This is a genomic window from Kitasatospora sp. HUAS MG31 (genome assembly GCF_040571325.1).
GTDB lineage: Bacteria > Actinomycetota > Actinomycetes > Streptomycetales > Streptomycetaceae > Kitasatospora > Kitasatospora camelliae.
In genome coordinates this window covers 2,502,357-2,526,749 of record NZ_CP159872.1, presented here as the reverse complement: position 1 = coordinate 2,526,749, position 24,393 = coordinate 2,502,357, and the positions used below count along the sequence as shown (strand labels likewise).

25 protein-coding genes are annotated in these 24,393 nt (G+C 74.7%); 9 read left to right on the top strand and 16 right to left on the bottom strand.

The window, feature by feature from the left end; genetic code table 11:
• Nucleotides 1–48: 48 nt before the first annotated feature.
• The 3 genes from ABWK59_RS11395 (at nt 49) to ABWK59_RS11385 (ending at nt 2,562) form a co-directional block, all read left to right on the top strand.
• On the top strand, nt 49–705 hold the full coding sequence (locus ABWK59_RS11395; RefSeq protein ID WP_354640192.1) for a hypothetical protein: 657 nt from the start codon (nt 49–51) through the stop codon (nt 703–705).
• 173 nt (nt 706–878) lie between these two features.
• The gene (locus ABWK59_RS11390; RefSeq protein WP_354640190.1) at nt 879–1,592 is read left to right on the top strand and encodes a class F sortase; all 714 of its coding nucleotides are present in this window, start codon (nt 879–881) and stop codon (nt 1,590–1,592) included.
• 73 nt (nt 1,593–1,665) lie between these two features.
• The gene (locus ABWK59_RS11385; RefSeq protein WP_354640188.1) at nt 1,666–2,562 is read left to right on the top strand and encodes a 1-aminocyclopropane-1-carboxylate deaminase/D-cysteine desulfhydrase; all 897 of its coding nucleotides are present in this window, start codon (nt 1,666–1,668) and stop codon (nt 2,560–2,562) included.
• A gap of 27 nt (nt 2,563–2,589) precedes the next feature.
• On the opposite strand, the gene ABWK59_RS11380 is transcribed toward ABWK59_RS11385, so the two are convergent.
• Both ABWK59_RS11380 and ABWK59_RS11375 read right to left on the bottom strand, forming a co-directional pair.
• Nucleotides 2,590–4,167 (bottom strand): LCP family protein, encoded by a 1,578-nt coding sequence (locus ABWK59_RS11380; protein WP_354640186.1) that lies wholly within the window; start codon nt 4,165–4,167, stop codon nt 2,590–2,592.
• Nucleotides 4,168–4,378: 211 nt separating this feature from the next.
• On the bottom strand, nt 4,379–4,825 hold the full coding sequence (locus ABWK59_RS11375; RefSeq protein ID WP_354640184.1) for a MarR family winged helix-turn-helix transcriptional regulator: 447 nt from the start codon (nt 4,823–4,825) through the stop codon (nt 4,379–4,381).
• Nucleotides 4,826–4,916: 91 nt separating this feature from the next.
• On the opposite strand from ABWK59_RS11375, the gene ABWK59_RS11370 reads away from it, so the two are divergent.
• Complete coding sequence (locus tag ABWK59_RS11370; RefSeq protein ID WP_354640182.1) at nt 4,917–5,936, top strand: NADP-dependent oxidoreductase; 1,020 nt, start codon at nt 4,917–4,919, stop codon at nt 5,934–5,936.
• A gap of 380 nt (nt 5,937–6,316) precedes the next feature.
• Nucleotides 6,317–6,811 (top strand): DUF3145 domain-containing protein, encoded by a 495-nt coding sequence (locus ABWK59_RS11365; protein WP_354640180.1) that lies wholly within the window; start codon nt 6,317–6,319, stop codon nt 6,809–6,811.
• Nucleotides 6,812–6,929: 118 nt separating this feature from the next.
• On the opposite strand, the gene fabF is transcribed toward ABWK59_RS11365, so the two are convergent.
• The 5 genes from fabF to ABWK59_RS11340 form a co-directional block, all read right to left on the bottom strand.
• Nucleotides 6,930–8,195: a beta-ketoacyl-ACP synthase II gene (fabF, locus tag ABWK59_RS11360; RefSeq protein ID WP_354640178.1), complete on the bottom strand. Its 1,266-nt coding sequence runs from the start codon at nt 8,193–8,195 to the stop codon at nt 6,930–6,932.
• A gap of 116 nt (nt 8,196–8,311) precedes the next feature.
• On the bottom strand, nt 8,312–8,554 hold the full coding sequence (locus tag ABWK59_RS11355; RefSeq protein ID WP_354640176.1) for an acyl carrier protein: 243 nt from the start codon (nt 8,552–8,554) through the stop codon (nt 8,312–8,314).
• Nucleotides 8,555–8,634: 80 nt separating this feature from the next.
• Entirely contained in the window at nt 8,635–9,663 is a 1,029-nt protein-coding gene (locus ABWK59_RS11350) for a beta-ketoacyl-ACP synthase III (RefSeq protein ID WP_354640174.1), read from the bottom strand.
• Nucleotides 9,660–10,604, bottom strand: coding sequence for an ACP S-malonyltransferase (locus ABWK59_RS11345; RefSeq protein ID WP_354640172.1), 945 nt, complete (start codon nt 10,602–10,604; stop codon nt 9,660–9,662). Before ABWK59_RS11345 ends, ABWK59_RS11350 begins: the two co-directional genes overlap by 4 nt.
• A gap of 90 nt (nt 10,605–10,694) precedes the next feature.
• Nucleotides 10,695–11,870, bottom strand: coding sequence for a PucR family transcriptional regulator (locus ABWK59_RS11340; RefSeq protein ID WP_354644912.1), 1,176 nt, complete (start codon nt 11,868–11,870; stop codon nt 10,695–10,697).
• 542 nt (nt 11,871–12,412) lie between these two features.
• Here ABWK59_RS11340 and ABWK59_RS11335 point away from each other — a divergent pair.
• Entirely contained in the window at nt 12,413–13,222 is an 810-nt protein-coding gene (locus ABWK59_RS11335; protein ID WP_354640170.1) for a pirin family protein, read from the top strand.
• A 19-nt stretch (nt 13,223–13,241) separates the two neighbouring features.
• Here ABWK59_RS11335 and ABWK59_RS11330 read toward each other — a convergent pair whose 3' ends face one another.
• Nucleotides 13,242–14,075: a serine hydrolase domain-containing protein gene (locus ABWK59_RS11330; protein ID WP_354640168.1), complete on the bottom strand. Its 834-nt coding sequence runs from the start codon at nt 14,073–14,075 to the stop codon at nt 13,242–13,244.
• Between the two features lie 114 nt (nt 14,076–14,189).
• On the opposite strand from ABWK59_RS11330, the gene ABWK59_RS11325 reads away from it, so the two are divergent.
• Together ABWK59_RS11325 and ABWK59_RS11320 are read left to right on the top strand one after the other, a co-directional pair.
• Nucleotides 14,190–14,666 (top strand): MerR family transcriptional regulator, encoded by a 477-nt coding sequence (locus ABWK59_RS11325; RefSeq protein ID WP_354640166.1) that lies wholly within the window; start codon nt 14,190–14,192, stop codon nt 14,664–14,666.
• Nucleotides 14,663–15,667: an aldo/keto reductase gene (locus ABWK59_RS11320; RefSeq protein WP_354640164.1), complete on the top strand. Its 1,005-nt coding sequence runs from the start codon at nt 14,663–14,665 to the stop codon at nt 15,665–15,667. The genes ABWK59_RS11325 and ABWK59_RS11320 overlap by 4 nt, the downstream gene beginning before the upstream one ends.
• Before the next feature lie 123 nt (nt 15,668–15,790).
• Here ABWK59_RS11320 and ABWK59_RS11315 read toward each other — a convergent pair whose 3' ends face one another.
• Nucleotides 15,791–16,366, bottom strand: coding sequence for a TIGR03086 family metal-binding protein (locus ABWK59_RS11315; protein WP_354640162.1), 576 nt, complete (start codon nt 16,364–16,366; stop codon nt 15,791–15,793).
• Nucleotides 16,367–16,475: 109 nt separating this feature from the next.
• Between ABWK59_RS11315 and ABWK59_RS11310 the strand changes: the two genes are divergently transcribed.
• Nucleotides 16,476–17,441, top strand: coding sequence for a helix-turn-helix transcriptional regulator (locus ABWK59_RS11310; RefSeq protein WP_354640160.1), 966 nt, complete (start codon nt 16,476–16,478; stop codon nt 17,439–17,441).
• A 45-nt stretch (nt 17,442–17,486) separates the two neighbouring features.
• Here the strand turns inward: ABWK59_RS11310 and ABWK59_RS11305 are convergent, their stop codons facing one another.
• The 7 genes from ABWK59_RS11305 to ABWK59_RS11275 form a co-directional block, all read right to left on the bottom strand.
• Nucleotides 17,487–17,942: a group II truncated hemoglobin gene (locus ABWK59_RS11305; RefSeq protein ID WP_354640158.1), complete on the bottom strand. Its 456-nt coding sequence runs from the start codon at nt 17,940–17,942 to the stop codon at nt 17,487–17,489.
• Nucleotides 17,943–18,066: 124 nt separating this feature from the next.
• The gene (locus ABWK59_RS11300) at nt 18,067–19,254 is read right to left on the bottom strand and encodes an alpha/beta hydrolase (RefSeq protein WP_354640156.1); all 1,188 of its coding nucleotides are present in this window, start codon (nt 19,252–19,254) and stop codon (nt 18,067–18,069) included.
• Nucleotides 19,255–19,420: 166 nt separating this feature from the next.
• Nucleotides 19,421–19,765 carry an MmcQ/YjbR family DNA-binding protein gene (locus tag ABWK59_RS11295; RefSeq protein ID WP_354640154.1) on the bottom strand — a complete coding sequence of 115 codons (345 nt, stop codon included), beginning with the start codon at nt 19,763–19,765 and terminating at the stop codon, nt 19,421–19,423.
• 36 nt (nt 19,766–19,801) lie between these two features.
• A complete protein-coding gene (locus ABWK59_RS11290; protein ID WP_354640152.1) occupies nt 19,802–21,067 on the bottom strand; it encodes an acyltransferase family protein in 1,266 nt (421 codons plus the stop codon).
• Nucleotides 21,057–22,205 carry an alpha/beta hydrolase gene (locus ABWK59_RS11285; protein WP_354640150.1) on the bottom strand — a complete coding sequence of 383 codons (1,149 nt, stop codon included), beginning with the start codon at nt 22,203–22,205 and terminating at the stop codon, nt 21,057–21,059. Before ABWK59_RS11285 ends, ABWK59_RS11290 begins: the two co-directional genes overlap by 11 nt.
• A 130-nt stretch (nt 22,206–22,335) precedes the next feature.
• The gene (locus tag ABWK59_RS11280; RefSeq protein WP_354640148.1) at nt 22,336–23,010 is read right to left on the bottom strand and encodes a response regulator transcription factor; all 675 of its coding nucleotides are present in this window, start codon (nt 23,008–23,010) and stop codon (nt 22,336–22,338) included.
• Nucleotides 23,007–24,281, bottom strand: a complete 1,275-nt coding sequence (locus ABWK59_RS11275; protein WP_354640146.1) for a sensor histidine kinase — start codon at nt 24,279–24,281, stop codon at nt 23,007–23,009. Before ABWK59_RS11275 ends, ABWK59_RS11280 begins: the two co-directional genes overlap by 4 nt.
• Nucleotides 24,282–24,393 lie beyond the last annotated feature (112 nt).

The window sequence follows — 24,393 nt, the reverse complement described above, 5'->3', positions numbered from 1 at the left end:
CCGGTGACGGAACCGGTCGTCCGGGGTGGTGCCGGAAGGATCACGCCCATGCGTTTGCAGCGCACCCTCATGGTCGGAGCCGCCGCCGTCGCCCTCGGTCTCGGTCTCCCGGCGGCTTACGCGGAGACCGTACCGAAGCCCGACGATCAGACGGTCTGGCAGGACACGGCCCCCATGACGACCACGCCCGACACGCTCCCGGCCGCACCGGCGCCCGCCGCACCGGCGCCCAAGGACGCCAAGACCGGGAGCATTGACCAGGCTCCGCTGTTCACGGACGAGGTCCCGGCCGAGACCAAGGCCGTGCCGAAGGTCGAGCCCAAGGCGGTCGAGCCCAAGGCGGCCGAGCCCAAGGTCGAGACCAAGGCGGGGACCGCGTCCGACGGCAAGGCGGAGGCGAAGACCGACGCCAAGCCGGAGTCCAAGCCGGAGGCCAAGACCGAGGCCAAGCCCGAAGCCAGGACCGAGGCGAAGCCGGAGGCCAAGGCCGATGACAAGGCGGAGGCGAAGTCCGACGCCCAGCACTGGGCCTCGGGCGGGTCCTGGGAGGCCGAGAAGAAGCCGCGCGGCGGCGTCCACACCGGTGGTGGCGGCCTGGCCGTCTCCGGCGGCGGGCTCGCCTCCGGCGCGGCCCTGCTCGCCGGCGGCCTCGGCGTGGGCGCGTACGCGCTGCGCCGTCGTCGCTCCGCCGAGGGCGCGATGTAGCCCCGGTACCACCGCACCACCCCGGTCGCGGCAGCCCGTTCCCCGGCTGCCGCGGCCGGGGCGCATCCCCGTCGGCGTCGGGGGCGGGTCGGCACAGCCGGACGGGCCCTCCCCTCGGAGCCGTTCACGCGGGTTCGACGACCGGGCCCGGCCGCGAGACAGGAGTGACCCCGATGGGCAATCAGGAAGGCGGCGGCACCCCCGCCGACGGCAGTATGAAGCTGTTCCGCTGGGCGATGGCGGCGGCGGTGGCCGGGCTGGTGCTGATCTACCAGTCGGTGGACGAGACCCCGGTCACCCCGGCCACGGCCGCGGTGGCCCCGGTGCAGGAGTCCCCGTCGCCGTCCGCTTCGCCGGCCGGGTCGCCGACCGCCTCGCCGACGCCGCGGCCCACCGCCGTCAAGGCCACCGGCCCGGCGATGTTCCGGTCCAAGCCGGTCTCCCTGCGGATCCCGCAGCTCTTCGTGGACGCGCCCTTCACCGAACTCGGGCTGAAGCCGGACGGCACCCTGGAGACCCCTCCGGTGGACAACCGCAACCTGGTCGGCTGGTACCGCGGCGGCGCCTCGCCCGGTGAGCGCGGCAGCGCCGTGGTGGCCGGGCACGTGGACACCACCACCGGGCCGGCCGTGTTCCTGATGCTCCACGTCCTGCTGCCCGGCAGCACGGTGGAGGTGGTCCGCGAGGACCGGACGGTGGCGGTGTTCGTGGTGGACGCGGTGAAGACGTACAAGAAGTCGGAGTTCCCCGACAAGGAGGTCTACGGGGACACCGGGTCGGCCCAGCTGCGGCTGATCACCTGCGGGGGCGCGTACGACCGGGCGTCGAAGGACTACACCGACAACGTGGTGGTCTTCGCCCACCTGAAGACCGCGCGGCGGCTCTGAGCGCGAGGCGCCGGTGCTGGTGCCGGTGCCAGTGCCGGTCAGGCGGTGGACCCGTCGGCCGTATCCTGGGCGGATGCTCGCGCCCGCCCGACTGCCCACCCCGCTCACCAGACTCCTCGACCCGGTGTTCGAGCGGGCCGGGGTGCGGCTGCGGCTGAAGCGGGACGACCTGGCGCACCCGCTCGTCCCCGGCAACAAGTGGCGCAAGCTCGCCCCGAACCTGGAACTGGCCCGGGCCGAGGGCCACACCCGGCTGCTGACCTTCGGCGGCGCCTACTCCACCCACGTCCGGGCGGTGGCCGCCGCCGCGCACGCGCTCGGGCTGGGCAGCACCGGGGTGATCCGCGGCGAGGAGCTGGCCGACGCGCCGCGGAACCGGTCGCTGCGGGCCGCGGAGGAGTACGGGATGGAGCTGGAGTTCGTCCCGCGGTCCGCCTACCGCTCCCTGGTGACCGGCGACCACGGCGACCTGGTCGCCCGCTGGGGGCGCTGCCTGGTGCTGCCCGAGGGCGGCTCCAACGCGTCGGCGGTGCGGGGCGCGGCGGCGATCCCGGCCGAGCTGCCGGACCTCGGCGCCCGGGACCTGGTCTGCTGCCCGGTCGGGACGGGCGGCACGCTGGCCGGAATCGCGGCCGGGCTGCCCTCCGGGGCGCGGGCGCTCGGGGTGGCCGTCCTGCGCGGCGAGGGTTACCTGGAGCGGGAGGTGACCGCGCTCCACCGGGCCGCGTACGGGCGGGAGTTCGCCAACTGGCGGATCGACCACGGGCACCACGGCGGCGGCTACGGGCGGGTCCCGGCCGCGCTGGAGGAGTTCGCGGCGGCCTTCGAGCGGCGGCACGGCATCGGGATCGAGCGCCGGTACGTGGCCAAGACCCTGCTGGCCGTGTACGACCTGGCCGAGGCGGGGGAGCTGGCCCCCGGCACCCGGGTGACCGTGGTGGTCACCGGGCTGCCGGACGGGACCGGCTGAGCGGACACGCCTCAGGGCCCGGGCGGCTCAGCCGAAGCTGAGGTCGGAGCAGAGGTCGGTGTCGGCGGGCCGGACGTTCTCCGCGATGCCGGTGGGGATCGTGGTGGGCAGCGTGGTCGGGCGGGTGGTGCCGCCGGCGCCGGGGGTGCCGTGGTCCTGGCCGACGGTGAGCACCAGGCCGTTCGTCCCGGCCGCCGCCCGCAGTTCCGCGCCCGGGTAGAGCCTGGCCAGCTGCTCGGCGGCGGCGGCCCGGCCCTCGCCGTACTCGACCAGGGTGGTGCTCCGGACCCGGGTGTTGGGGCCGACCGCCACCTCCTGGTAGCCCGCTGCGCGCAGCTCGTCGGAGACCCGGCCGGCCACCCCGCCGGCGCCGGTGGCGTTGTGCACGGTGACCGGGACGGCCAGGTCGGCGGGGTTGCCGGTGGCGCCCGGGGTGGTGTTCGGGGCGGTGTTCGCGGTGGTGCCCGGGGTGGGGGCGCCGGTGGCCGGGCCACCGGTCGCGGAGGCGTCGGGGGAGGCCGTGGGGGAGGCGGCCGGGTCGGTGGGGCCGGCGGAGGCCTGGTCGGTGGAGCGGCCGTCGAGGGTGCGGTCCTGGCGGAGCAGCGTCCACAGGGTGTCGGCGTCGGGCTGGACCAGGGCCACCCGGTCGCCCTGGTAGCGCCAGGGGACGGTGACGAACTTGAGGTCGGCGAGCTTGATGTCCTGCAGGGACTGGGCGAACTCGGCGAGCTTGGCGGCGGAGCCGAGGCCCGGGTCCACGGTCAGCGACTTGGTGGCGGCGTCGGCCAGCGGGAGCAGGGTGGTGAGGTCGAGGCCCTGGCCCTGCACCTTCTTGATCAGCGAGGCCATGAACGCCTGCTGGCGCTTGACCCGGCCGATGTCGGAGCCGTCGCCGAAGCCGTGCCGGGCCCGGACGTAGTCCAGGGCGGTCTGGCCGGAGACGGTCTGCCGGCCCTTGGTCAGGTGTATCCCGAAGGAGTTGACGTCGCCCGGGACGCAGACGTCCACGCCGTGCACCGCCTCGGTCATCGCGGCGAAGCCCTTGAAGTCCACCACGATGGTGTGGTCCACCCGCAGGCCGGTGAGGGCCTCGACGGTGTTCTGGGTGCAGGCCGGGTTGCCGGCGGTGGAGGTGCCGACGGTGAAGGCCGAGTTGAACATCTGGTTCGCCTTCGGGGCGGTCCAGCGGCCGTCCGGGAGCTTGCAGGCCGGGATGGTGACCAGGGTGTCGCGGGGTATCGAGACCGCGACCGCGTGTTTGTGGTCGGCGTAGACGTGCAGCAGGATCGCGGTGTCCGAGTGGCCCACGCCGGCGTCGCCGCCGCCGAGCTCGTCGTTGCCGTCGTTGCGGGTGTCCGAGCCGAGCAGCAGGACGTTGACCGCGCGGCCGCCGCCCGCGACGGTGGGGCCGGCCGGTGGGCGGCTGGTGGCGATGCCCTCGGCGGAGAAGGTGGTCAGGTTGTGGTCCAGCCGCTGGTAGAACCAGGCCCCGATGGCGGCGGTCCCCAGGACCAGCACGGCCGCGGTGGCGCCGGCGCCCCGGGCGAGCCTGGTCCGCCGTCCGGCGGGAGCGCTCTGGGTGGGACGGCTGAGGGCGTCGGTCATCGGGAGTGCTCTCCGTGTGCGGTCGCGGGGGCGTCCGGGTGGGCATGGCGGAGCCCCGCGCGGTCGGGGGTTCCGATCACTTAGACGGTCGGGAGGGCCGTACGGTTACACACCGATCGGAAAAGTCTGGGTGGCGCGGGGCGGGTCCGGGCGGGTGCGGTGACTCGGACCCCGGGTCGCTCGGACGCCGGGTCGCCCAGGCGGGGGCGGATCAGACGGTGGGCGGTTCGGCGCCTTCGAGCATCCGGCGCAGCAGGTCGCGCAGCTGGGCGCGCTCGTCGGCGTCCAGGGCGGCCAGCGGCTCGCGGGCGAAGTTCAGCGACTCGCGCAGCTCCGCCGAGGCACTCTCGCCGGAGGCGGTGGCCGCGACCAGCTTGACCCGGCGGTCCTGCGGGTCGGCCTCGCGGGTCACGAAGCCGCGGCCCTCCAGCCGGTCCACGATGCCGGTGATGTTGGAGGGCTCGCAGCTCAGCGTCTGGGCGATGTGCCGCATCGGCATCGGGCCGCGCCGCAGCAGCGCCAGCACCTTGGCCTGGGCCCCGGTGAGCGAGCGGGCGGCGGCCGCCTCCTCGTACTCGCGGTGGAAGAGCGCGACCAGGCTCGCCATCAGGTCGACGACCTCGCGGGTGATCTCGTCCGTGGGCTGCTGCTTCTCCATGGTGACCAGTCTAGCTGAACATTTGACAACCTGAACCTTTCACTCGCACGATTGCTTGAGCAGCTCAACGTTTCACCCTCGGGAGCACAAGATGGCAGAGCAGGCAGTCCCCACCACCGGCCGCGAGTGGCAGCTGGCGGCCCGGCCGCACGGCTGGCCCACCCCGGCGGACTTCGCGCTGGTCGAGGCGCCGGTCCGGCAGCCCGCGGCGGGGGAGATCCTGGTCCGCAACGCCTACCTGTCGGTCGACCCGTACATGCGCGGCCGGATGAACGACGTGAAGTCGTACATCCCGCCGTTCCAGCTCGGGCGGGCGATGGACGGCGGCGCGGTCGGCCGGGTGGTCGCCTCGGCGGCCGAGGGCTTCGAGGTCGGCGACGCCGTGCTGCACGGGCTCGGCTGGCGCGAGTACGCCACCCTGGACGCCGCGCACGCGGTCAAGGTGGACGGCGACCTCGCCCCGCTCTCGTACTACCTCGGCGCGCTGGGCATGCCCGGCCTGACCGCGTACGCCGGACTGCTGGAGGTCGCCTCGTTCCGGGAGGGCGACACCGTGTTCGTCTCCGGCGCGGCCGGCGCCGTCGGCTCGCTGGTCGGCCAGATCGCCCGGCTCAAGGGCGCCAAGCGGGTCGTCGGCTCGGCCGGCTCCGCCGACAAGGTCGCCCGGCTGGTCGAGGAGTACGGCTTCGACGCCGCCTTCAACTACAAGGACGCCCCGGTCGCCGAGCAGCTCGCCGCGGCCGCGCCCGACGGTGTCGACGTCTACTTCGACAACGTCGGCGGCGACCACCTGGAGGCCGCGATCACCGTGGCCAACCCGCACGCCCGGTTCACCCTGTGCGGCGCGATCGCCCAGTACAACGACACCGGCGCGCCGACCGGCCCGCGCAACCTCGCGCTCGCCATCGGCAAGCGGCTGCGCCTGCAGGGCATGCTGGTCGGCGACCACGCCGCGCTGCAGCCCGCCTTCCTGGCCGACATGGCCGGCTGGCTGAAGGACGGCTCGCTCCGCTACGACGAGACCGTGGTGGAGGGCGTGGAGAACGCGGCCGACGCCTTCATCGGCCTGCTGCGCGGCGCCAACACCGGCAAGATGGTCGTCAAGATCTGACGATCGGCCAGGAGGACCTGCCCTGCGGGCCGCCCCCGCCCGTGCGCGCGGGGGCGGCCCGCAGCCGTTCGTGTGCGGGCGCACGACGGCGCATGCGACCGGACTTGCCGACGGAGTGTCACGCCCCCTACCAGGTGCGCTGTTAGCGTGGTCGGAGGTGGATGGCTCCGTTCGGGGGAGAGTGGCCGAAGAGGGGTGTACCTGCCTGGCGATGCGACTAACATTGGGTGAAAGCTTGTCCGTTTTGCTCAATTTGATGACCTAATGTCGAATAAGTTGAGCATCACGGTGGTAGTCACGGGGTAGTCACTGACCTGCCGGTGATCAGCGGTACGAGGCAGCTGGGGAAGGCGACCCTCGTCCACAGCCTGGAGGTCCCGGTGACGACACGTGGAGTCCTGTACGTCCACTCCGCTCCCCGCGCGCTGTGCCCGCACGTCGAGTGGGCGGTCGGAGGCGTGCTCGGCGTGCGGGTCAGCCTCGACTGGATCCGCCAGCCGGCCGCGGCCGGCCACTGGCGGGTCGAGCTGTCCTGGCAGGGCGAGCCCGGCACCGCCTCGCGGCTCGCCTCCGCCCTGCGCGGGTGGCAGCTGCTGCGGTACGAGGTCACCAGCGAGCCCTGCGCCACGGCGGAGGGCGAGCGGTACAGCTCGACGCCCACCCTCGGCATCTTCCACGCCGTCACCGGGATCCACGGGGACATCCTGATCCCGGAGGACCGGCTGCGGGCCGTGCTGCTGCGGGCCAAGACGGAGGGCAGCGACCTGGAGGCCGAGCTGGCGCGGCTGCTCGGGAAGCCCTGGGACGACGAGCTGGAGCCGTTCCGGTACGCCGGCGAGGGGGCACCGGTGAGGTGGCTGCACCAGGTGGTGTGAGGCCCTCAGGGGGCGGCGTCGCGCCGCCCCCTGAGGGCTGCCCGGGTGGGCGAGGCGGGGCGAAAAGGGTCGGCCCCCGGCCGCGAGGAGTCGCGGGCGGGGGCCGGTACCGTGTGCGTCAGACCGTGCGGAAGGCCAGGACGACGTTGTGGCCGCCGAAGCCGAAGGAGTTGTTGAGGGCGGCGATGCGGCCCTCGGGGAGCTTGCGGGGCTCGCCGCGGACGATGTCGGCGTCGATCTCGTCGTCCAGGGAGTCGACGTTGATGGTCGGCGGGGCGAGGCGGTGGTGCAGCGCCAGGACGGTCGCGACCGTCTCGATGCCGCCGGCGCCGCCCAGCAGGTGACCGGTCATCGACTTGGTGGCGGAGATGGCGACCTGGTCCAGGTACTCGCCCAGCTCCTTGCGGAGGGCCTTGACCTCGGCGGTGTCGCCCTGCGGGGTCGAGGTGGCGTGCGCGTTGACGTGCACGACCTCCGACCGCTCCAGGTCGTTGTGCTCGAACAGGTCGGCGATCGCGCGGGCCACCCCGGCGCCGGTGGGCTCGGGCTGGGCGATGTGGTGGGCGTCCGAGGACAGGCCCTGGCCCACGGCCTCGCAGTAGACCCGGGCACCGCGCGCCGCGGCGTGCTCCGCGGACTCCAGCACGACCACGCCCGCGCCCTCGCCGAGCACGAAGCCGTCACGGCCCTTGTCGTACGGGCGGGAGGCGCGCTGCGGCTCGTCGTTGTTCTTGGACATCGCCATCATGTTGGAGAAGGCGACGATCGGCAGCGGGTGGATCGCCGCCTCGGTGCCGCCGGCCACCACGACGTCGGCGCGGCCGCTGCGGATCATCTCGATCGCGTAGCCGATCGCCTCGGCGCCGGAGGCGCAGGCGGAGACGGGGGTGTGCACACCGGCGCGGGCGCCGACCTCGAGGCCGACGTTGGCGGCCGGGGAGTTCGGCATCAGCATCGGGACGGTGTGCGGGGAGACCTTGCGGACGCCCTGGTTCTTCAGGATGTCGTACTGGTCGAGCAGGGTGGTGACGCCGCCGATGCCGGAGGCGATCACGGCGCCCAGGCGCTCGGGGGCGAGCTTGGAGGACTCGTCGGTGGCCGGGGTCTCGTACCCGGCGTCCGCCCACGCCTCACGGGCGGCGATCAGCGCGAACTGCGCCGAGCGGTCCAGCTTGCGGGCCAGCGGCCGGGGCAGGACCTCGCCCGGCTCGACGGCGGTGCGCGCGGCGATCCGGACCGGCAGGTCGGCCGCCCACTCCTCGGTCAGCGCGGCCACGCCGGAACGGCCCTCGGTCAGGCCCTCCCAGAACGAGGCGGCGTCGCCGCCCAGCGGCGTGAAGGCGCCGATACCCGTGACGACCACGGTGCGGTTTTCAGCGGTCACTGGTTCTTCTTCTCTCACGTTGTGCGGGGGAGGGCAGAGGGTGGGTGGCGGGGTGGTGCCGGTGGTGCCGCGGGTGTCGGCCGGGGCGTACGGGACGCCCCGGCCGCTCAGCCGAATCAGGCGTTGGCGATGATGAAGTCCACCGCGTCGCCGACGGTCTTGAGGTTCTTGACCTCGTCGTCCGGGATCTTCGCGCCGAAGCGCTCCTCGGCGGCCACGACGACCTCGACCATGGACAGCGAGTCGACGTCCAGGTCGTCGGTGAACGACTTGTCGAGCTCGACGTCCTCGGCGGGGATGCCGGCGATCTCGTTGACGATCTCAGCGAGACCGGCCAGGACCTCGTCCTTGGTAGCCATATCGGCTGCTCCTCTTCGGTGTTGACAGCGGCGGTCCGGGGGGACCGTCGACAGGTTTTTCCTGATGGTGCGTAGTGCGCCTAGGGGAGAGTAACGACTGCGGCGGCGTAGACCAGCCCCGCCCCGAACCCGATGATCAGGGCCAGGTCGCCACTCTTGGCCTCGCCGCGCTCCAACATGCTCTCCATGGCGAGCGGGATGGAGGCGGCGGAGGTGTTACCCGTCTCGGCGATGTCGCGGGCGACCGGCACCGACTCGGGAAGCTTGAGAGCCTTGATCATGGCGTCGGTGATCCGCATGTTGGCCTGGTGCGGGATGAACGCGCCGAGCTGGTCGGCCGTCACCCCCGCCGCGTCCAGGGCCTGCTGCGCCACCTTGGCCATCTCCCAGACCGCCCAGCGGAAGACCGTCTGGCCCTCCATCCGGAGCGCGGGCCACTGCACGTCCTCGCCGGCGCCGTTGACGGCGTCCGGCTTGGCGAAGGCGGTGTCCCAGGCCTGGGTCTGCGAGATGACGTCCTTCTGTGAGCCGTCCGAGCCCCAGATCACCTTGCCGATGCCGGGCGCCTCGGACGGGCCGACGATCGCCGCGCCGGCGCCGTCGCCGAAGATGAACGCGGTCGAGCGGTCCGAGGTGTCGGTCAGGTCGCTGAGCCGCTCCACGCCGATCACCAGCACGTACTCGGCGCTGCCGCCGCGGACCATGCCGTCGGCCAGGCCCAGGCCGTAGCCGAAGCCGGCGCAGGCGGCCGAGATGTCGAACGCGGCCGCGGTGCCGCAGCCCAGCCGCTCGGCGATCTCGGTGGCGATGGCCGGGGTCTGCTTCAGGTGCGAGACGGTCGCCACGATCACGCCGCCGATCTGCTCCGGCGCGATGCCGGCCTGCGCGATCGCCTTGCCGGCGGCCTGCACCGACATCTCGGCGACGGTCTCCTCCGGGCCGGCCCAGCGGCGCTCGGCGATGCCGCTGCGCGAGCGGATCCACTCGTCCGAGGAGTCGATCCAGGTCAGGACCTCGGAGTTGGGGATGACCCGGACCGGGCGGTAGCCGCCGACCCCGTGGATGCGCGAGAACTGGGCGCCGGAGGCCGGCTTGATCGATGCGGTCATGCGTCCTTCTCCTGGCCGCCGTGCTCGGCCACGAGCTCGCGTGCCTTGTCGAGATCGGCGGGGGTCTTCAGGGCCAGCGTCGCGACACCCTTGACGTTGCGCTTGACCAGGTTGGTGAGGGTGCCGGCCGGCGACAGCTCGATGACGGCCGTCGCGCCGAGCCGCTGCAGGGTTTCCATGCACAGGTCCCAGCGGACCGGGTTGGACACCTGCGACACCAGGCGGCTGAGCACCTCGGCACCGTCGGTGACCACCTCGCCGTCCCGGTTGGACACGTAGGCGACCTGCGGGTCCAGGGCGGTCAGGGTGGGGGCCAGCTTCTGCAGCCGCTCCACGCCCGGCGCCATGTGGGCGGTGTGGAAGGCACCCGCCACCTTGAGCGGGATCAGCCGCGCACCGGCCGGCGGGTCGGCCTTGAGCGCGTCCAGCTGCTCCAGGGTGCCCGCCGCGACCAGCTGGCCGCCGCCGTTGTTGTTGGCCGCGGTCACGCCGTGCTCGGCCAGCTTCGCCGCCACCGCCTCCGGGTCGCCGCCCAGCAGGGCGAGCATCCCGGTCGCGGTGGCCGCGGCGGCCTCGGCCATGCCCAGGCTTCGCTCGCGGACGAAGGTCAGCGCGTCCTCGGCGGACAGCACGCCCGCGCCGGCGGCGGCGGTGATCTCACCGACGCTGTGACCGGCCACGGCGCCGACCAGCCGGCGCGCCTCGACCTCGTCCGGGAAGAGCTCCCGGGCGGTCACCAGACCGGCCGCGACCAGCAGGGGCTGGGCGACCGCAGTGTCCTTGATCTCCTCCTCGGAGGCCTCGGTACCCGCACGCACCAGGTCGAGGCCGGCCACGGCCGACCAGCGCTTCAGCCGGTCGGCGACGCCGTCCAGCTCGAGCCAGGGGTTGAGGAATCCGGGGGTCTGGGCACCCTGTCCAGGGGCGACGATTACGAGCACGGTTCAACCCTCTCTCGCCGGACGCCCGGGGGCGGGTAGGCGACGATGACGAAGAAAAGCACGTCGGCTTGTGGACTCCCTACAGTGCCGTCATCCCTGCTCGGAGACGGCGCCGAGACGGCCCAGCGCAAGGGCGATGCGCAGGGTGAAAGCCGAACGTACGTCGGACGGAGCATAGCCGGTGACGTCGGTCACACGACGCAGCCGGTAGCGCACGGTATTCGGGTGCACGAAAAGCATCCTCGCGGCCCCCTCGAGCGAGGACGCCTGTTCGAGGAAGACGCTCAAGGTTTCCAACAGCGCGGAGCCGGCCTCCTCCAGCGGTGTGTAGATCTCCTCCACCAGCTGACGCCGCGCCACCTCGTCGCCGGCCAGCGCCCGCTCGGGCAGCAGGTCGTCCGCCAGCACCGGGCGCGGCGCGTCCGGCCACGCCGAACAGGCCTTCAGGCCGGCCGCCGCGGCCGCCGCCGAACGGGTCGCCGACAGCAGGTCGCCCACGGTCGGGCCGACCACCACCGGGCCGGGCGCGAACTGGCCGATCAGCGCCCGGGCCGCGTGCACCGGCTCCTTCTCCCCGCCGACCACCACCACCAGCCGCTTGCCCAGCACGCCGGTGAGCACCTGCAGCTTCGCGTACCGGGCGGCCCGGCGGATCGCCTCCACCACCAGCTCGCTGTCCCCGTCCGGGGCGCTGCCCATCACCACCCGTACCTGCGAGGGCTGGCCCCAGCCGAGCGCCGCCGCCCGCGAGAGCACTCCCTCGTCCGCGTCACCGGACAGCAGCGAGTTGACGACCAGGGCCTCCAGGCGGGCGTCCCAGGCGCCGCGGGCCTCCGCCGCCTGCGCGTAGACCTGGGCGGTCGCGAAGGCGATCTCCCGGGCGTACACCAGGACCGACTCGCGCATCCCCGCCTCGTCGCCGGGGGCGGCCACCTCCTCGATGGCCTCCTCCATCACCTCGATCGTGGTGCGGATGAGTTCCACCGTCTGGCGCAGGGTGATCGCCCGAGTCAGCTCGCGGGGGGCGGTGCCGAAGACGTCCGTGGAGATCGCCTGCGGGGCCTCCGGGTGCCGGTACCACTCGGTGAACGCGGCGATGCCGGCCTGGGCGACCAGGCCGATCCAGGAGCGGTGCTCCGGCGGCATCCGCCGGTACCACGCCAGCTGGTCGTCCATCCGGGCGATCGCGGCCGTGGCCAGCTTGCCCGAGGACTTCTCCAGCCGCTTGAGCGTCGCGGCGCGCAGCTCGGCGCGCTCGGCGGCCAGCTTGCGCTCCTGCGCGGTCAGGCGGCCCGGGCGGCCGTTCGGGCGCGGCTCCGGCTTGGCGCCGGCCGCGGCGTCGGGCGTGCCCGTACCGCCCGCGGCGCGGGCGGGGGCGGCCTTCTTCTCGGCCGGGTCCTGGTCGGAGCCCGTCCTGGCGGACCCCGCCTTGGCGGAGGTCGTGGCGGCGGCCGGCTTGGCGGGCGCTGCCTTCCTCGCGGCGGGCTTCCGGTCGGAGGTCGCTTTGTCGGGTTTTGCTGAAGCGGCTGGCACAGGACAAGCCTGCCTCACGCCCGGGGGTGCTCGTGCACGTCCCCGCCGATGCGGCCGGTGGCCCCGGTCACACCGCGGGACGGGTCCGGGATCGGTTCGGGGGCGGACGGGAGCGGGTGGGTGCCGGCTACCGGCCGGGGGCGCGGCGGTCCGGTGCGGCGGGGCGACGCGGGGCGACGCGGGACGGCGGCGGGCGGGTCGCAGGCGGCGCGGCGACTAGGGTGTGTTCTCGGCTGACCGTCCCGTCCCGCTGCATCCGGCCTGGAGAACGCGCCATGTCCGACGCCACCGCCGCCCCCGGTGTGGGGCGCCCCCGTACCGAGACCCGACCCCGCGCGGACCTGCGCCGCGCCGGCGAGCGGTACCGCTCCGCCCCGGAGCCGGGCGTGGAGACACGGCACGCGTTCTCGTTCTCCGGCCACTACGACCCGAGGAACACCCACTTCGGCGCGCTGCTCGCCTGCAACGAGGAGACGCTGGCCGTCGGCGCTGGCTTCGGCGACCACCGGCACCGCGACACCGAGATCCTCACCTGGGTCGTCGAGGGCGCCCTCGCCCACCGCGACGGCGACGGCCACGCGGGCGTGGTCCGGCCCGGCATGATCCAGCATCTGTCGGCGGGATCCGGCGTCACCCACACCGAGCGGAACGTCGGCGGGGCGGCCGGCCCGGTGCGGTTCGTCCAGATGTGGCTCCAGCCCGACGCGTTCGGCACCCCGCCGGCGTACGGGCTGCGGCGGATCGAGCCCGCGGCCGACGGGCTGACCCTGCTCGCCTCCGGCCTGGCCCGGGACGCCGGCAGCGAGGCGCTGAGGCTGCGGCGCAGCGACGCCGCGCTGTACGTGGTCACCGCCGGCCCGTGGCAGCCGCTGCCCGAGCTCCCGGCCGCCGCCTACCGCTACGCCCACCTCACCGCCGGCTCGCTCGGCTACCGGACGGTCTCCGGACCGTACGGCGGCGGCCGCTCGATGGATCCCGGCGACAGCGTCCGGATCACCGGGCCCGCGTTCGTCGACCCGGTCGCGGGGGCGGAGGGGGCCGAACTGCTGCTGTGGGAGATGCACTCGCCGGTGGCGTACGGCTGAGCGGGCGCCTCCGCGGGGCTCAGCTGGGGAGGTCGGCGAGGACGGCGTCGGTGAAGGGGGGCCACAGCTCGGCGGCCCAGGGGCCGAAGTCGCGGTCGGTGAGGGCCACGCAGGCGACGCCGGCGGCCGGGTCGACCCAGAGGAAGGTGCCGGACTGGCCGAAGTGGCCGAAGGTCTGGGGCGAGCTGGTGGTGCCCGTCCAGTGGGGGGACTTGTCGCCGCGGATCTCGAAGCCGAGGCCCCAGTCGTTGGGCCGGCGGTGGCCGAAGCCTGGGAGGACGCCGCTGGTGCCGGGGAAGGCGACCTCACGGGTGGCGGCCCGGACGGTGGACGGGTCCAGCAGCTTGGGCGCCTGCAACTCGGCCGCGAACAGGGCGAGATCGGCCACGGTGGAGAGGCCGCCGGCGCCGGCCGGGGAGCGGTGCGCGGTGTTGATCAGGGTGGAGTGCATGCCCAGCGGCTCGAACACCGCCTCGGCCGCGTACCGGCCGAACTCGATGCCGGAGGCGGCGGTCAGCGCCCCCGCCAGCACGTCGAACCCGGCGTTGGAGTAGAGCCGGCGGGTGCCCGGCGCCCCCATCACCCGGTGCTCGTCGAACGCCAGCCCCGAGGTGTGCGCCAGCAGGTGCCGGACGGTGGAGCCCTCCGGTCCGGCCGGGTCGTCCAGCTCGAAGACCCCCTCCTCGACGGCGACCAGCACCGCGTACGAGGTGAGCAGCTTGGTCACCGACGCCAGCGGGAAGAGGTGCTGCTGCGGTCCGTGGGCGCCCAGCACCGCCCCGTCCGCGCCCCGTACCACCGCCGCGGCCGCGTTCGGCACCGGCCAGTCCTCGATCATCCGCAAGCTCTGCATGATCCGAACTCTAGCCACCCGGCGGGGTCGGGCGCGTGCGAGGCTTGCTTCGAGTGCACTCCAACTCAGTAGCGTCGTCGTCGCCGCCGATCACCAGGGGTCACACCGATGGCAATGCCCGAACCGATCACGTTCGACCAGTTCCACCGTTTCGACGATCAGCTCACCTGCGCCGAGGCGTACAGCGTGGCCGCGTCCGACGCCGACCGGAGCCCGCGGCACGCCATCAGCGAGGTGGCCGAGGCCAGCGGCCTCACCGCGCACACCCTGCGCTGGTACGAGCGGATCGGCCTGCTCGACCCGATCGACCGCAGCCACGCCGGCCAGCGCCGGTACAGCGACGCGGACCTGACCCGGCTCGCCTTCCTCGGCCGGCTGCGGCTCACCGGGATGCCGGTGGCCGACATGCTGCGGTACGTGGAACTCGTCCGGGCCGGCGACCACACCTACGACGACCGGCGCGAGATCCTCGTCGCCCACCGCGAGGAGGTCAGACGGAAGATCGCCGATCTGCACGCCACCCTCGCCGTGCTCGACTACAAGATCGACCTCTACTCGCGCTCCCCTGAGGACAGGAGAAGGACCGCATGAGCCTCCCCACCGCCGCACTCGGCAGCAACGGACCCCTCGTCGGAATCCAGGGCCTCGGCTGCATGGGCATGTCCGAGTTCTACGGCCCGACCGACACCGAGGAGGCGCTCGCCACCCTGGACGCCGCCCTCGACGCGGGCGTCACCCTCTTCGACACCGCGGACGTCTACGGCGCCGGCCACAACGAGGAGCTGATCGGCCCGTTCGTCCGGAGGAACCGGGACCGCGTGGTGCTGGCGACCAAGTTCGCCATCGAGCGCCGGGCCGACGACCCCTTCTACCGGGGCGTGCGCAACGACCCGGCGTACATCCGTTCCGCCGTGGACGCCTCGCTGCGGCGCCTCGGCGTGGACGTCATCGACGTCTACTACATGCACCGCCGCGACCCGGCCGTGCCGCTGGCGGACTCGGTCGGCGCGATGGCCGAGCTGGTGCGGGCCGGAAAGGTCCGGCACCTGGGGCTCTCCGAGGTGACCGGCGCCGAACTGCGGGAGGCGCACGCGGTGCACCCGATCGCGGCGGTGCAGTCCGAGTGGTCGATCTTCTCGCGGGACGTGGAGCGCAGCGCGGTGCCGGCCGCGGCCGAGCTCGGGGTCGCCTTCGTGCCGTACTCGCCGCTCGGGCGGGGCTTCCTGACCGGGGCGTTCACCGCCGGCGAGCAGCTCGGTGCGGACGACTACCGTCGGCACCACCCGCAGTTCTCCGGGGCGAACGCGGCCGGGAACGCGGAACTGGTCCGGCCGATCCAGAAGATCGCGGCCGACCGGGGCGTGACGGCGGCGCAGGTGGCGCTGGCGTGGGTGCACCAGCGGGCGGAGGTGCACGGGCTGACCGTGGTGCCGATCCCCGGGACGCGGAAGCGGGCGCGCCTGGCGGAGAACACGGGGGCGGTGGGGCTGCGGCTGACCACGGAGGAGCTGGCGGTCCTGGAGCCGATCGCGGGGAAGGTGGAGGGGACGCGGTACGCGGACATGACCTTCACGTCGGCGGGGCGGGAGTAGGCAGCGGAGTTGGCGTAGGGCGGTGAGTCGGTAGGGCCGCGGGGAACTGCGCGGGGCGGGAGAGTGCGGCGTGTGCCCTCCCGCCCCGCGCCGTCGGATCCCATGGGCTCCCGCCAGGCGGGGTCAGACGGTGCGGCCGAGCCAGGCGGCGAGGCGGGTGGGGGCGTCGGCGTCGGCGGGGGCGGGCTGGACGGGGCCGAAGGGGACGTCGTCGCGCTGGTCGGCCGGGAGGACCTGCTCGGCGACGGGGAGGACGGAGAGCGCCAGCTCCTCGTCCAGGGCAGCACCGGGTGCCACCACCTGGGCGATGTCCCAGGCGTGGGTGACGGCCTCCATCACGTAGCCGCCCAGGGCGATCCGTCCGGGCACGTACCCCCACGGGACCTCCACCACCCGGTCGAGCTTCTCGTCCTCCTCCCAGGCGGCGGCCACCCGCTGCCGGGCGCGGCCCAGCGCGGCGGGCCACGCGGTGTCGGCGATCTCCCCGGCCTGGGCCGGCAGGTCCAGGCCGCGGCCGCCCTCGCCGACGTACGCGACGCGGTGGATGCCGCCGAGGGTGTGGCCCAGCAGGGCGCGCAGGTCGTACTCGGTGCAGGGGGTCGGCCGGTCCAGCTGCTCGGGGGTGACCTGGAGGAACAGCTTCTCCAGCTGGTCCAGGGCACGGAGGTACTGGGGACGGGGGTCGAAGGCGGCGGTCATGCGGGTCTCCTCGTACGACTGGGCCCGGGCTCTGCCGGGCCGACTGGCTGACGAGGAGCACTCTCCCGGCAATACCTGACAACGAGCGTCAGGTTTTACGCTGGCTTCCGTGAAATCCGACCGGTTGCTCTCGATCCTCCTGCTGCTCCAGACCCGGGGTCAGGTGCCCGCCGCCGAACTGGCGGAGCGGCTGGAGGTGTCCGTCCGGACGATCTACCGCGACGTGGAGGCGCTCTCCGCCGCCGGCGTGCCGGTGTGGGCCGAGCGCGGGCGCAACGGCGGGATCAATCTGCTGCCGGGCTTCCGCACCGACGTCACCGGCCTGACCGGGGACGAGGCGCGGGCGCTGTTCGTGCTGGCGTCGGCCGGCACCCACGACGCACTGGGCCTGGGCGGCGCGATCGGCTCGGCGCTGCGCAAGGTGATGGCGGCGCTGCCGGCGCCGCACCGGCCGGCGGCGGAGCTCACCAGCGAGCGGATCCTGGTGGACCCGGTGCGCTGGACCAAGGGCCGCCCGGCGGCGGTGGAACTGGGCGAGCTGCAGCGGGCCGTCTTCGCCGACCGGCGGCTGGAGATGACCTACCGTCACAGCGGCGCGCCCGCCGGACGGGCGTACACCGTGGACCCGTACGGCCTGGTCAGCAAGGCCGGGGTCTGGTACCTGGTGGCGGACCTGGACGGTGAGCCGCGGCTGTTCCGGGCGGACCGGGTGCTTACGGCGGCCACCGCTCAGGAGCCCGTGCGGCGGCGGCAGGGGACCGGGCTGGCCGAGGTGTGGGCGGTGCTGCGGGACCGGGTGGAGCGGCGGCGGGACGCCGTACGGGTCAGGGCGCGGGTGCGGCGGGACCGGCTGGACATGCTGCTGCGGATCCACGGGGCGTCCGTGCTCGGGCCGCCGACGGCGGTGGACGAGGAGTGGGCGGAGGTGGAGTTCGGCTTCGAGGTGGCGCGGGCGGCGCGGGCGCTGCTGGCGTTCGGGACGGCCGTCGAGGTGCTGGGCCCGCCGGAGGCGCGGGACGAGGTCGCGCGGGCCGCCGCCGACACCGCTCGCCTCTACGGCGCCGACGCGCCCTGAGACGAGCCGCGGGGCGCGCCGCCCGCGCGGGTCGGAGGCCCCGGGTCAGGCCAGGCCCTCCCAGCCCCAGCGGGGGGTGGGGCCGGGGTCGCCGACGTCGGTGCCGACCGGGTCGGCGGAGACCTCCCGGGCGATCTTCGTGCCCCAGTCGAAGTACTCGATGACTCTTCGGCGCAGCAGCTCGTCCTCGGGCAGCTCCTTGGCCACGGCCTCGGACATCAGCTCCATCCAGCGCAGGCGCTGCTCCTCGGTGATCCGGAGTCCGAGGTGGCTGCGCAGCAGCGTCTGGTGGCCGCCGAGGTCGGTGGTGAAGCGGTCGGGGCCGCCGAAGACCTCAGCGAGCCAGACGGCGACGTGCTCGATGTGGGTCGGGGTGAACTCGGCGAACACCGGCGCGAGCAGCTCGTCCGCCAGTACGCCCTGGTAGAAGGTCTGGCTGAGCCTGCGCAGTGCGTCGATGCCGCCGACGGCGTCGTACAGGGACTCGGGGTGCCCGGTCATGTCGTCCTCCCTGGGTCGTCCCCGCCAGGATGCGCCGGGGGAGAGCCGGGCGGCGCCCTGTTCGCGGTGCGCGCAGCGAACGGAGTACGGGCGTCCGAAACGGTGCCCGGCCGGTGCGCCGGGGTCAGCGCTCCGAGGGGACGTGGGTGACGTCGCCGTAGCGGCCGAGGGAGATCGAGGCGAAGTTGCGCAGGCTGGCGGTGCCGGGGGAGAGGTACCCGTTGTGGCCGGCGGCGCCGTCGGTGGCCAGCTCCACCGCGCCGAAGGCGTGGGTGGTGGGGTCGGAGCCGTGCCCCAGGCCGCCGAACTCCAGGTAGGGAACGTTGCCGATCCAGTCGGTCGGGTTGCGGGCCGCCCACACCTGGACGCCGGTGCCCAGGTCGGCCGCCGAGTCGACGCCCATCCCGGGGCTGCCGAACGCGACCACGTCGGTGGGCCGGTCGCGGTGGATGCCGGGCGCGGCCGTCCCGCAGACCACCGATCCGTAACTGTGGCAGAGCAGGGTGGGCGGGGCCGCCGGGTGGCTGGTGACGGCCAGGCCGTCGAGCAGACGCTTGAGGCGGGGCGCGCCGACGTCGGCGAGCCGGGAGGTGACGGCGTCGGGGCCGAGGCCGGACGGGGTGACGTACCCGGTCCAGGCGATCACGGCGGTCGGGGTGCCGGGGGCCTGCGCGCGCTCCTCGGAGTGCAGGGCGCGGGCCATGCCGGCGGGGGAGCGCAGCGGCTCCACGGCCTGGTCGAAGTGGCCGAGGTCGGCGTCCGAGCCGGGGACGAGGACGGCCACCCGCTCGGCGCGGGCCAGGTCGCCGAACACCTCGCTGACCAGGCCGCGGCCGCGCGGGTCGAAGGCGAGGATCTGCCGGCCCCGGGCGAGCAGGTGCGCGCTGTCGTCGGCGCGGGCGGTGGCCAGGGCCCGGGCGGTGGCGTCCAGGTTGCGGTCGGCGGCGCGGGCCCGGGCGCGCTCCACCTCGGCGGTGATGGCCACCCGGTTGGCGCGGTAGCGCAGCTCCAGCGGGGCGCCGTCGAGGTTGCCCACCACCAGCGGGTAGGCGGCGACCAGGCGGTCGGTCTCGGCCTGGGTCAGCCCGGCGAAGAACGCGGCGACGGAGGTGGCGTCGGCGGTGGCCGGGTCGGGCAGTGCCCGGCCCAGGGAGTGGTCCTCGACCCAGGCGGTGCTGCCGGCGGGTGGGCTGCTGATGGCGACCTGCTCGTTGCTGGCGGCGGCCTGCGCCGCCGCGGCCCCGGCGTCCGCCAGGACGGCACAGCCCGCGAACGCGCCTATCAGAATGCGCTTGACCCGCCTGCGCTGCACGGCCTCAACTCCCTCGCACCGGTGACCGCCACAGCGGGCCGGGCCCGGTGGTACAGGCGACCGCCTCCTACTGCCGAAAGCGTAGAGGGCGATCCGAGCCCCGGGCAGCGCGCAAACCGTGTTCTGAATCACATTCCCCCGTGTGGGTGTCCGTTCGGACAGGTGCTCAGCCCTCCGCGTCGAACTCCCTGACCAGCTTCTTCGGCGCGACGCTGCGCCAGGCGTCGGTGATCAGGTCGCGCAGCTCCTCCGCGTCCGCCTTGTCGAGGACCACCCGCACCCAGCCGTGCCGCCCGACGTACGGCGCGGGGGAGTACACCTCGGGTGCGGCGGCGAGCAGTTCGGCCTGGTCCTCCTTGGAGGCCTTCACCGACACGTTCCCCGACTCCGGGGTGCCCATCGCGAAGATCTTCTTGTTGACCCGCAGGGTCACCTCGGTCTCCCAGGTGAGCTCCTCGTACGCCTGCGGCAGTGCCAGGCCCATCGCCGTGAACTGATCGAACGTCACCATGGGCCCAGCGTAGGACCGGCCACCGACAGCCGGCGCTCACACCACCCCGAGCGCGTACACCGCGAACAGCGCCGCGCCCGCCCCGGCCACCGCCCGCCAGCCGCGCGAGGGCCACGGGCCGTCGAACCGCCGGGCGTAGCGGCCGATCGCGGCCAGCACCAGGCCGAACACCGGCAGCCAGGCCAGCCGGCCGAGCACCCAGCCGAGCGAGTCGGGCGTGCCGATCAGCCCCGGGACGGCGCCGAGCGCCGAGCCGGGCAGCGCCACCGCGAACATCGCGGTCTGGTGCCAGCAGAAGATCGTCATCGCGGACAGGTTGACCGCCACCACCGGCAGCCAGAGCGCCGGGCGGCGCAGCAGGCGCCCGATCCGGTCCCGCAGCAGGACGGCCGCACCGCACTGCACCGCGGCCAGCGCCAGGACCAGCAGGGACGGCGGGTGCGAGTTGGTCCGCTCCACCCCCGGCACCCCGACCATGCTCGCCGGGTAGTGGAAGACCAGCAGCAGCACCGCGAACAGCGCGGCCCCGCCGCCCAGCAGCAGCGCGGCGCCGGGCCGGCCGATCCGCCCGCGGGCCCAGCAGACGCCGAGCTGGTAGCCGAACAGCCAGCCGGGCAGCAGGTTCAGCAGGGCGAGCCAGGAGGGCATCGCCGCGGACCACGGCCCGTACCGCAGCAGGTCGACCGCGGCGACCGAGCCGAGCAGCGGCAGCGCCGCCCAGCCGCCCAGCCGGCGGGCGGCCGCCGCGCAGAGCGGGGTCAGCGCGGTCAGCACCAGGTAGACGCCGATGTACCAGAGCGGCTGCACCACCAGCACGGCCCCGGTGCGGACCGTGCCGTCCGGGACGCCGGCGGCCCGCAGCAGCGGGACCAGCAGCGCCCACACCGCGGCCACCCCGAGCACCGGGCGCAGCAGCCGCAGCACCCGGCCGCGCAGCCACCCGGCGGTGCCCGTCCCCCGGGCCCGGGCCCGCTCCAGCGAGGCGGCCGAGGAGTGGCCGCCGACCAGGAAGAACACCCCGAGCATCTGCAGCACCCAGGAGAGCGGGGCGAAGAAGCCCAGCGAGGAGAGCGGGCTGGCGTTGTGCAGCACCCCGTCGGCGTCGGTGGTGAAGCCGCCGAGCATCCAGTGCCCGACGGGGACGGAGAGCAGGGCGAGGGCGCGCAGCCCGTCCAGGGCGCGGTCGCGGCTCGGCGGGGTGGCGGCCTCCACCCGGGCGGCGGACCGGCGCAGGCCGGTGGTGAGGCGGGTGGTGAGGCGGGCGGGGTACCGCAGGGCGGTGGCGGTGGTCTCAGCGGGCATCGCGGCACTCCCGGCTGTCGGCGGAGCAGGTGACGGCGGTGCGGTCGCCGAGCGCGAGGGCGGCGAAGTTGGCCAGCGAGGCCGTCCCGGGGGCGAAGTAGCCGGTGTGGCCGTGCGACCCGGCGGAGGAGACCACCCGGGCGCCGAACCGGGGCGCGGTGGGGTCGTCGCCGTGGCCGAGGCCGAACAGTGAGACGTTCGGCACCCGGCCGATCCAGTCCGAGCCGTTCCGCTCGGCGGCCCACAGCGGCACCCCGAGGTCGGCGGCGCGTTCCAGGCCCGTCCCGGGCGAGCCGAACACCACGGCGTCGGCGGCGAGTTCGGGGCCGAGCCCGGCCCGGGCGCAGACCACCGAGCCGTAGCTGTGGCAGAACAGGGTGACCGGTCCGGTGGCCGGCGCCAGTCCCTGGAGGAACCGGTGCAGCCGGGTGCCCCCGGCGGCGGCCAGCCGCTCGGTGGCCGCGTCCACGCCGACGCCCACCGGGGTGGTGTAGCCGGTCCAGGCGACCACCGCGACCTGCCCGCCGGCCGCCTCGTACAGCGCCCGGGCCATCCCGGCGGGAGTGCCGTACGGGTCCTGGGCCCGGTCGAAGCGCATCAGGTCCACGTCCGAGCCCGGCACCACCACAGCGGTGCGCCGGGCGGTCCCCAGGTCGCCGTACACCTCGGCGACCAGGCCGCGGCCGCGCGGGTCGAAGGCGAGGATCCGGCGGCCGGCCAGCGAGGCGTACCGCTCGGCGCGCTCCCGTGCCGCGGCCCGGACCCGCTCGGGCAGCGAGCCGTCCGCGGCCCGGACCAGCTCGGCGCGCCGCTCCTCGGCCAGCGCCTGCGCGTTGGCCCGGTACCGCAGGGCGACCGGCGCGCCGTCCAGGTTGCCCACCACCCGCGGGTGGCGCAGCGCCAGCTCCTCCGGCCGCCCGGCGGGCAGCGCGGCGAAGAACGCGGCCACCTCGGCCGGTGCGGCGGTCGCCGGATCCGGCAGTGGCCGGCCCAGCACGGCGTCGGCCGACCAGGCGGCGCTGCCCGGCGGCGGCCCGGTCAGCGGGGTCTGCCCGTCCGCGGCGGCCCAGCCGCCCACCCCCAGCACGGCGGTCGCGGCCAGTGCGGCCACGGCCACCGCGCGCCTGAATCGCGGCATCGCGGTCCTCCTCTCCCCCGGCCCCCTCGGCCCGGACGGGAGGAAGGTAGGAAGAGGACGGCCCCGCGGACGTCACACCGCGGGGCCAAACGGACCGTCATACCCCGGAGCCACCCCGGTGTTCGGGGTGCTACTGCCCCGGGGCCACCAGCCCCGACTCGTACGCCAGCACCACCGCCTGGGCGCGGTCGCGGAGGTCGAGCTTGGCCAGGATGCGGCCGATGTGCGTCTTGACCGTCTGCTCGGCGACCACCAGCCGGGCCGCGATCTCCTGGTTGGACAGGCCACGGGCGATCAGCTCCAGCACCTCGGTCTCCCGGGCGGTCAGGCCGTTCAGCCGCAGCCGCGGATCCCGGCGCGGCGCCGGGCGGGTCCGGGCGAAGTCCTCGATCAGCCGGCGGGTCACCGAGGGCGCCAGCAGCGCCTCCCCGGCCGCCACCACCCGGACCGCCGAGATCAGGTCCGCCGGCGGGGCGTCCTTGAGCAGGAAGCCGCTGGCCCCGGCGCGCAGCGCCTCGTACACGTAGTCGTCCACGTCGAAGGTGGTGAGCATCAGCACCCGCGGCCGGTGCGCGGTGCCGGGCGCCGGGTCGAGCAGCCGGCGGGCCGCCTCCAGGCCGTCCATCTCCGGCATCCGCACGTCCATCAGCACCACGTCCGGGTGGGTGCGGGCGCTGGCCTCCAGCGCCTGCTTCCCGTCGGCGGCGTCGCCGACCACGTCGATGTCGGGCTGGGCGTTGAGCAGCGCCGCGAAGCCGGCCCGGACCATGGCCTGGTCGTCGACGATGAGCACGCGGATGGTCATGCGGTGGTCTCCCCCGGGTGATCGACTGGCAGGACGGCGGCGACCCGGAAACCGCCGTCGGGCAGCGGGCCGGTGTCCAGACTGCCATTCAGCAGCCGGACCCGCTCCCGCATTCCGACCAGCCCGTGCCCGGTGCCCCCACCCGGCTCCACGGCCGCGTCGGCCGAGCCGCCACCGGGCCCGGCGTCGTTCACCACGGTCACCGCCAGCCCGGCCTCCGTGGGCGCCAGCGCGACCCGGGCCCGCGCCCCGGGAGCGTGCCGCACCACGTTGGCGAGCGCCTCCTGGACGATCCGGTACGCCGACAGGTCCACCGCCGGCGGGAGTTCGCCGAGTGCGGCGACCGCGGGGTCCACCGCCAGCTCGGCCGCCACCCCGGCGGCCGCCACCCGCCGCACCAGCCCGTCCAGGTCGGCGAGCCCCGGCTGCGGGGTCTTGTCCGCCTCGCTGTCGGCGCTGCGCAGCACCCCCAGCAGCCGCCGCATCTCCGACAGCGAGCCGCGGGCGGCGGCCGCGATGCTGCCGAACTCCTCGACCGCCGCCACCGGAAGCCCCTCGATCCGGTACGGCGCGCTGTCCGCCTGCACGGTGATCACCGACATGTGGTGGGCCACCACGTCGTGCAGCTCCCGGGCGATCCTGGCCCGCTCCTCCAGCAGGGTGCGCAGGCCGCGCTCGGCCTCGCTGATCCGCTCCTGCTCGGCCAGCAGCCGCTGCGCCTCGCCGCGACCGCGCAGGCTCCAGCCGAGCAGCAGGACCGCGCCGCTCAGGGTGACGGCCACGATGGAGGCCGGGTCGAAGCGCTGCTGCCAGCCGACCGCCGCCACCGCGGTGGCCAGCAGGGTGGTCAGCCAGACCGCGAGCAGGGTCCGCCCGTGCTCGCGCAGGGCGAGGGCCAGCATCAGGAAGAAGTAGCCGATCATCGACGTGACCGGCCAGGGCCAGGGCCCGGCGCCGGTCGGGCTGTCGGCGGTGAGCAGCGCCCCGGCCGCCACCGAGCCGCCGACCACCCACCACGCCTGCAGCGGCCGTCCGACCGCGGCCAGCAGCGGCAGGGTCTGGCCGAGCACCACCGCCGCGGCCAGGTACCCGTCGACGTGGTACGAGTCGCGCAGCAGGTTGATCCCGGTCGGCAGCAGCGAGGCGATCAGCGCCACCGCCACCAGGTACGGGATCACCCGGACCCAGATCCGGGGCGACCGGGAGAGCAGCGGACGGTGGTCGGGGGAGGGCTCCGCGAGGCTGCGGGCAAGGGTGCTGAGCGGGTTCACCCGTCCAGAGCGTAGGGCGCCGCCGGGCGGCCGTCGTCGTACCGGGGGCGGGAGTGCGGTGTCATACCCCGGTATGACGGCGGGTGGGCTCCCGGGCCCGCTCCGTGCCGGG